This window comes from uncultured Campylobacter sp., from assembly GCF_938031315.1.
GTDB lineage: Bacteria > Campylobacterota > Campylobacteria > Campylobacterales > Campylobacteraceae > Campylobacter_B.
Map to the genome: position 1 here is coordinate 1 of NZ_CALHHT010000328.1, position 4245 is coordinate 4245.

Genomic DNA, 4245 nt, shown 5'->3' on the forward strand with positions numbered 1-4245 from the left:
CCGGCCAAAGCCGTTTGGTCATCAACGAATACCTTCCGCAAGGCGTCAAGCCGGCCATTATCGTAACCCCTAGCAAGGGCGAGCCTATCAAATACAACCTGGGACCGAAGACTGCGATTTTTACGAATAAGGGCGATCAGGTAGCGATTGCGGATATCTTGGCTAGAACGCCGAAGGCTGCTGCAAAATCAAAAGATATCACCGGCGGTTTGCCGCGCGTATCGGAGCTATTTGAGGCGCGCCGTCCGAAAAATACCGCGATCATCGCGGATATCGACGGAACCGTCCGCTTTGATAAAGCATTGCGCGCAAAAGAGCGCATCGTAATCGAGGGCGAGGACGGAACGAGTGCCGAGTATCTAATCGATAAAAGCCGCCAGATCCAAGTGCGAAACGGCGAGTTCGTCCACGCAGGTGAGAAGCTTACCGACGGAGTTATCAGCTCGCACGACGTGCTTAGAATTTTAGGCGAAAAGGCGCTGCATTACTATCTGATAAGCGAAATTCAACAGGTTTATCGCTCTCAAGGCGTCGTTATCAGCGATAAGCATATCGAGATCATCGTATCTCAGATGCTTCGCCAAGTCCGAATCGTCGATAGCGGCGATACTCAGCTAATCGTCGGCGATCTCATTAGCCGCCGCAGATTTAGAGAAGAAAACGAGCGCATTATGAAAATTGGTGGCGAGCCTGCGATTGCAGAGTCCGTACTGCTGGGCGTAACTCGTGCGGCCGTAGGAAGCGATAGCGTCATTTCGGCGGCATCCTTCCAAGAGACTACGAAGGTTCTAACCGAGGCTAGTATCGCGGGTAAATTTGACCGATTAGAGGACTTAAAAGAAAACGTGATTTTAGGTCGCATAATCCCGGTCGGAACGGGTCTGTATAAAGACAAGGAAGTTAAACTTAAAAAATAATTTAGGGCAAAAAGCCCTAAATTTACCTAAATTTAAAGGATGAAACATGAATATGATCAATATAAATTTCGGTCTGTTGTTTGTCAGGTTGGGGCTTGGAGTTTGTCTTTTAATGCACGGAATTTTTAAACTTACTCACGGCATAGACGGCGTAAAATCGATGCTGGTAGCCAGAGGAATTCCGGATCTGGTGGCTTACGGCGCATACGTAGGCGAGGTGCTGGCGCCCGCGATGATAATCATAGGCGTATTTTGCCGCATAGGCGCTCTACTTGTGATCGCAAACGTGCTCATGATAATATATGTCCTACATACTCCGTTGAGCGCGCTTACCGGCGTGGGCGGATTTGAGCTGGAAATCGTATATCTGTATCTCTCTGCCGCGATCTGCCTAGTAATCTGCGGCGGCGGAGAGTTTGTACTGATTAGAGATTAAAATTTAGTTAAATTTACGTTTCTGTAAGTTTAAACAAAGTATAATCCAAATCTTTTTGAATAAATTTTTGTGAAAGGAAAGATGTGCCAACCATAAATCAATTGGTCAGAAAAGAGCGCAAGAAGCTTACCGAGAAATCGAAGTCTCCGGCGCTAAAGAATTGCCCTCAACGAAGAGGAGTTTGTACTAAGGTCTATACTACGACCCCTAAAAAGCCAAACTCAGCGCTTCGTAAAGTTGCCAAAGTAAGGCTTACTAGTGGATTTGAAGTCATCAGCTATATCGGCGGTGAAGGTCACAATCTACAAGAGCACTCCATCGTGCTAGTTCGCGGCGGTCGTGTAAAGGACCTACCGGGCGTTAAATACCACATCGTCCGCGGTGCGCTCGATACTGCAGGCGTTGCAAAACGAACCGTTGCAAGATCAAAATACGGTGCTAAACGACCTAAAAAATAGTTTGGCCTAAACAGACCGGCACTAGATTTTGCCGAGTTTGAGTAAAATTTTAAAATTTGAAGGAATAAAATGAGAAGAAGAAAAGCTCCCGTTAGGGAAGTTATGCCTGATCCGATTTATGACAGTAAAGTAATCACAAAATTTATTAATTCGCTTATGTTCGACGGCAAAAAGAGCGTCGCTACCGAGATCATGTACGGCGCCTTAAATTTCATCGACAATAAAGGCGGCGAGAAGAAAGGTATCGAAATTTTTAACGATGCCATCGATAACGTTAAGCCTTTAATGGAAGTTAAGTCTCGTCGCGTAGGCGGCGCCACATATCAGGTTCCGATCGAGGTACGACCGGCTCGCCAGCAGGCTTTGGCTATTCGCTGGATCATCTCTTTTGCGAGAAAAAGAAGCGAGCGCACGATGATAGAGCGCCTGGCTTACGAGCTTATGGATGCCGCAAATTCTAAAGGCTCTTCGTTTAAGAAGAAAGAAGACACCTACAAAATGGCGGAAGCCAATAAAGCTTTCGCGCATTATCGTTGGTAGGAGGGCATCATGGCAAGAAAAACCCCTTTACATATGGTTAGAAATATCGGAATTGCCGCTCACATCGATGCCGGAAAGACGACTACGAGCGAAAGAATTCTATTTTTTACCGGTATGAGCCATAAGATCGGCGAGGTTCACGAGGGCGCCGCTACTATGGACTGGATGGAGCAAGAGCGCGAGCGCGGCATTACGATTACGTCTGCGGCGACTACCTGCTTTTGGAAAGATCATCAGATAAATTTAATCGACACTCCGGGCCACGTTGATTTTACTATCGAAGTCGAGCGCTCGATGCGCGTTTTAGACGGCGCGGTAGCCGTATTTTGCTCGGTCGGCGGCGTTCAGCCTCAAAGTGAAACCGTTTGGCGTCAAGCGAATAAATACCATGTTCCGCGTATCATTTTCGTAAATAAGATGGACCGCGTAGGCGCAAATTTTTATAATGTCGAACAGCAGGTCAAAGATAGGCTCAAAGCTCATCCGGTTCCTATTCAAATTCCGATCGGCGCTGAGGACGATTTTAAAGGCGTTATCGATTTAGTCACTATGAAAGCGCTCGTTTGGGACGATAGCAAGGGTCCTTCAGCTCCTGAGATCGTTGAAATTCCTGCCGAGCTACGAGAAAAAGCACAGGAATATCGCGACAAGATGATTGAGGCGGTAGCAGAGACTGATGAAGCTTTGATGGAGAAGTATTTTAACGGCGAAGAGCTAAGCGTAGAAGAGATTAAAAAGGGCATCAAGAAAGGCTGCTTAAGCCTAAGTTTTTTTCCTATGCTATGCGGCACCGCATTTAAAAACAAGGGCGTGCAGCCTTTGCTAGATGCGGTCGTAGATTATCTACCTGCGCCTGATGAAGTGCCTGCGATTAAGGGTCAGTATGAGGATGGCAGCGAGGTTCACGTAAGCTCTACCGATGAGGGCGAGTTCGCGGGCCTTGGATTTAAGATTATGACCGATCCTTTCGTAGGTCAGCTTACATTTGTGCGCGTATATCGCGGCGTTTTGGAAAGCGGCAGCTATGTCGTAAATACCGGCAAGGGTAAAAAAGAGCGCATCGGACGCTTGCTAAGGATGCACTCAAATAAACGCGAAGAGATCAAGGAGCTTTATGCGGGCGAGATCGGCGCCGTCGTGGGTCTTAAAGATACCCTTACGGGCGATACGCTAGCTAGCGAAAAAGATAAAGTAATTTTAGAGCGTATGGAATTTCCTGATCCCGTTATCAGCGTAGCGGTAGAGCCTAAAACCAAAGCCGATCAAGAAAAAATGGGTATCGCGCTTCAAAAATTGGCGCAAGAAGATCCAAGCTTTAGGGTTGCGACCGACGAAGAGAGCGGACAGACGATCATTTCGGGAATGGGCGAGCTGCACCTTGAGATCATCGTAGATAGAATGCTTAGAGAATTTAAAGTCGAAGCCGAGGTCGGACAGCCGCAGGTCGCATATCGCGAGACTATCCGCAAAAAGGTCGAGCAGGAGTACAAATACGCCAAGCAATCGGGCGGTCGCGGTCAATACGGTCACGTATTTTTGCGCCTAGAGCCTTTGGAGCCTGGCACCGGATATGAGTTCGTAAACGATATCAAAGGCGGCGCGATTCCAAAAGAATACATCCCTGCGGTCGATAAGGGCTGCCAAGAGGCGATGCAAAACGGCGTTTTGGCGGGATATCCAGTCGAGGACGTGCGCGTAACGGTCTATGACGGAAGCTACCACGAAGTCGACAGCTCCGAAATGGCGTTCAAACTCGCCGCTTCTATGGGCTTTAAAGAGGGCGCTAGAAAAGCAGGCGCCGTAATCTTGGAGCCTATGATGAAAGTCGAGGTAGAAACCCCTGAGGAGTATATGGGCGACGTTATCGGCGATCTGAACTCCCGCCGTGGACGCA

Annotated in this window: 4 protein-coding genes and 1 pseudogene; all 5 read left to right on the forward strand. The window is 48.0% G+C overall.

All coding sequences use genetic code 11. From position 1 onward, the window contains the following. Nucleotides 1-917 (forward strand): annotated as a pseudogene (locus Q0236_RS07975) (DNA-directed RNA polymerase subunit beta'); the annotation flags it as partial. 46 nt (nt 918-963) lie between these two features. Next, nucleotides 964-1353, forward strand: a complete 390-nt coding sequence (locus Q0236_RS07980; RefSeq protein ID WP_297883011.1) for a DoxX family protein — start codon at nt 964-966, stop codon at nt 1351-1353. 83 nt (nt 1354-1436) lie between these two features. Beyond that, nucleotides 1437-1811, forward strand: coding sequence for a 30S ribosomal protein S12 (gene rpsL / locus Q0236_RS07985; protein ID WP_291939381.1), 375 nt, complete (start codon nt 1437-1439; stop codon nt 1809-1811). Nucleotides 1812-1880: 69 nt separating this feature from the next. Further along, nucleotides 1881-2351: a 30S ribosomal protein S7 gene (gene rpsG / locus Q0236_RS07990; RefSeq protein ID WP_177386837.1), complete on the forward strand. Its 471-nt coding sequence runs from the start codon at nt 1881-1883 to the stop codon at nt 2349-2351. Nucleotides 2352-2360: 9 nt separating this feature from the next. Beyond that, nucleotides 2361-4245 (forward strand): elongation factor G (gene fusA, locus Q0236_RS07995; RefSeq protein WP_297916722.1); only part of this gene is annotated, 1885 nt, incomplete at its 3' end.

Bases quoted from the DNA above. Each gene is read 5' to 3' on its own strand.
- Q0236_RS07980 (WP_297883011.1), top strand. From the start codon at position 964: ATGAATATGATCAATATAAATTTCGGTCTGTTGTTTGTCAGGTTGGGG.
- rpsG (WP_177386837.1), top strand. From the start codon at position 1,881: ATGAGAAGAAGAAAAGCTCCCGTTAGGGAAGTTATGCCTGATCCGATT.